Source organism: Bradyrhizobium sp. 164 (genome assembly GCF_023073715.1).
Taxonomy (GTDB): domain Bacteria; phylum Pseudomonadota; class Alphaproteobacteria; order Rhizobiales; family Xanthobacteraceae; genus Bradyrhizobium.
In genome coordinates this window covers 1-3,128 of sequence record NZ_JADPKA010000007.1, presented here as the reverse complement: position 1 = coordinate 3,128, position 3,128 = coordinate 1, and the positions used below count along the sequence as shown (strand labels likewise).

At 59.2% G+C, this 3,128-nt stretch carries 1 protein-coding gene and 2 pseudogenes; all 3 read left to right on the top strand.

The window, feature by feature from the left end:
- Positions 1-325, top strand: a pseudogene (locus IVB01_RS03050) (RNA polymerase sigma-54 factor); the annotation flags it as partial.
- Between the two features lie 269 nt (positions 326-594).
- Positions 595-1,696, top strand: a pseudogene (locus IVB01_RS03045) (IS3 family transposase).
- A 1,059-nt stretch (positions 1,697-2,755) separates the two neighbouring features.
- Positions 2,756-3,070: a transposase gene (locus tag IVB01_RS03040; RefSeq protein WP_247494244.1), complete on the top strand. Its 315-nt coding sequence runs from the start codon at positions 2,756-2,758 to the stop codon at positions 3,068-3,070.
- The last annotated feature ends 58 nt before the right edge of the window (positions 3,071-3,128 follow it).

Here is a 3,128-nt window from a genome sequence, read left to right as displayed (position 1 = left end):
CACCATCCTGAAAGTTGCAACCGAGATCGTGCGCCAGCAGGACGGCTTCTTCACCCATGGCGTGGCGCATTTGCGGCCGCTCAATCTGAAGGCTGTCGCGGACGCTATCCAGATGCATGAATCCACGGTGTCGCGCGTTACCGCCAACAAATACATGGCGACCAATCGCGGCACGTTCGAGCTGAAATATTTCTTTACGGCCTCGATCGCCTCGGCTGACGGCGGCGAGGCGCATTCCGCCGAAGCGGTGCGGCACCACATCAAGCAGCTGATCGATTCGGAGCAGCCGTCAGCGGTCCTCTCCGACGATACGATCGTGGAACGGGGTCGTGTCCCCTGTGGTGGTGTAGGAGCGTAACTACCGAAAAGCGGCCTTGAACTTCGGCGACGCTATTACTCGCCTCGGACGGCGTTGGCAAGGAGCGATAAGCGACGACTGGAGCGCTGCGATTTTGGACAACGTGACCTGCCACTGAGTATTCCTCCAGAAGGAGTTAGAGTCCGCTGCAAAAATGATCTGAGGCCGGCAAACTGGACCATTTTTGGCTAGAGTTGGCGCTGTATAAATCCCTCGGCTGGGAGGAGCGGACAACGATGAAGGCCTCGAAGTTTTCGGACGCCCAGAAGGCGTTTATCCTGAAGCAGGGCAACGACGGGGTCCCGGTGGCGGAGATCTGCCGCAAAGCCGGGATCAGCCAGGCGACCTATTCCAACTGGAAGAAAAAGTACGACGGACTGCTGCCGACCGAGATGCGCCGGTTGAAGCAGCTCGAGGACGAGAACGCCAAGCTGAAGAAGCTGGTGGCGGACCTGTCGCTCGACAAGGAGATGCTGCAGGACGTGATCCGCCGAAAGCTGTGAAGCCTGGTCGGAAGCGCAAGCTCGTCGATGAGGTTTGCGGTGAGTGGCAGGTCTCGATCCGCAAGGCTCGTAAGGCCCTCGAGTTCGATCGATCGACCTATCACTACGAATCTCGTCGCTCCGGCCAGGCCGCCCTCGAAGCTCGGATCAAGGAGATCTGCCATGTCCGCGTACGCTACGGCTATCGCCGTGTCCATGTGCTGTTGCGCCGCGAAGGATGGCGTCACGGCCAGAACAAGACCCGCCGCGTCTATCGCGAATTGGGCCTGCAATTGCGTAACAAATCGTCAAAGCGCCGGGTCAAGGCCAAGCTGCGCGATGACCGCCGGCCGGCGACGCGGGTCAACGAGATCTGGGCGATGGACTTTGTCCATGACCAGCTGGCAACCGGCGGCAAGCTCCGGGTGCTCACGATCATCGATATCTTCTCTCGCTTCTCGCCGGCGCTGGAGCCGCGGCTCACCTTCCGCGGCACCGATGTCGTGGATGTTCTGGAAAGGCTTTGCAATGAAGTGGGAATCCCTGCCACGATCCGCGTCGATGAAGGCAGCGAGTTTGTGTCGCGCGACCTCGATTTGTGGGCCTACCAGCGCGGTGTCACGCTGGACTTCTCACGGCCAGGCAAGCCGACCGACAATGCTTTTATCGAAGCGTTCAATGGCCGCTTCCGGGCCGAATGTCTCAATGCCCATTGGTCCTGTCGCTTGCGGACGCCCGGGAAAAGGTGGAGACTTGGCGCAGATACTACAACGAGGAGCGGCCGCATGGAGCCAGCGGCAATCGGCCGCCGATTTTGCTGCAAAATCACGCCGGCGCCACCAGCCCGCCAACGTGATCAGAGGCGCAAAACTCTAGTTCTGGGTGGTCCAAAGTTCGGTCTCGCTACACAAAAACCCCGAGACTCTAGCTGCCGCTGGATGAAACTTCAGTGGCAGGTCAAACGAGACTTTCCGCGGCCCGGCTCGATCACATCATCGAGATGAATCCGTTGCTAGCGCGTGGCTGGAGGGCGGATGGGGGCTCTTGGAAGGTCCAATTTGGGGACGTTTAGATGATAATCTCGTCCGGCTGCTACTACAACGCGGGGCTTTGGATTAGATCATGAGTGACGTCGCTCAAGTCAACATCGCCGATCGCGATGGGAAGCGGCTTCTTCGCCTCAGGCACTCGACGGTGCAAGGCTGTTAGCGAGAAAAGTCCGAAGGCAAATGCGCCATTCTTGTGCGTTTGTACGTTCCCGCCCTCGCAAGCAGGTTGGCACGCAGCGGCCTAAACAATTGCGATAGGATAATCGTAGCCCGCAAACGGAAAGACCGAAGGCAACTAGTGCGTCGCCCTTTTTCAAGCTAGCGGCGAAATCCGTCAGCTTGTCGGAAGGTTTTCGGCGTACCGGCACCGTCCTTGTTTGCGGAAAACATGGTGAGCGGAACCGTCATCCCATCTAAGATGGCGCTTTTCATGAAGATCCAGCACTGCATGGAGTGATCGTGAGACCGGCCCAATAGTCGCAAGAGCCCCTTGATCAGCAATTGACGATGCTCGCGAAACTCACGCGATTTCCTGTCTCAGGTGGTGCTTATCAAGACATAGATTGACGGAGCATCTTCAGCAGGCAATCCAGCCAGAGAAAACGGGCCCGCCCACAGCCCGAGCACGGCGCGGCGCTATACTGACGTGCCCTTTTAACCCAAATCTAGTGCTGAAAACATCGCTGAGCTGAGCGCACGGTCACCTACTGGCCCGCACTGAGAGACCTTTTGTCCCGCGATAAGCTAATGGCTCCTGCGTCACCAGCGCTTCACCTCTATCCTGATCGCAATGCTCCGGCGGTGCACTGAACCTCCTCCGAATGAGTGGACACCTGTAGTAGGCTCTGAGAGCCAGGAGGTGTCGGATGCAAGAGCGTCAACGTCGGTCGTTTACCGAGGAGTACAAGCGGCAGGCCGCGGAGCTCGTGGTCTCCAGTGGCCGGTCGATCACGTCGGTCGGCAAGGAACTCGGTCTTCGCGATTCGGTGTTGCGGCGTTGGGTGGATAAGCTCCGGAAGGAGCCGGCATCGGCGCCGCGGCGCCCCTCGACGCAGGCGGCGCCGATGCCGGCGGACCAGGCTGCCGAGATCGCCCGGCTGCGTGAGGAGAACGAACGGCTGCGCATGGAACGGGACATTTTAAAAAACTGTCCAGCGTTGTGGCGCGCCTGCGCGGGGTAGAAACAGCCTTGTGCTATCTTCTTGGCTAGGAGGGTAGCGGCCGTCAGCTTATTGGAGG